The organism is Glaciimonas sp. GG7 (assembly GCF_052976905.1).
In genome coordinates, this window is sequence record NZ_JBRIIQ010000270.1 from 1 (window position 1) to 208 (window position 208).

A 208-nucleotide genomic window follows, 5' to 3' on the forward strand; every position below is an offset into this window, starting at 1 on the left:
TCATTTACGATGCTGTCGACGAGATCAAGGCCGCGATGTCAGGCATGTTGTCACCAGAGAAGCGCGAGCAGTCACTGGGTCTGGTAGAAATTCGCCAGGTTCTGTTGGTCAGTAAAGTCGGCGCAATTGCCGGTTGTTACGTACTCGAGGGCTCAGTCAAGCGCGGTGCATCGGTACGATTGCTGCGTGACAGTGTGGTCTTGTGGAC

1 protein-coding gene is annotated in these 208 nt (G+C 54.8%); it reads left to right on the plus strand.

Features of this window, described 5'->3' with window-relative positions; all coding sequences use genetic code 11:
• A partial coding sequence (locus ACVBEF_RS21460) for a hypothetical protein (RefSeq protein WP_447125917.1) occupies window positions 1-208 on the plus strand: 208 nt, incomplete at both ends.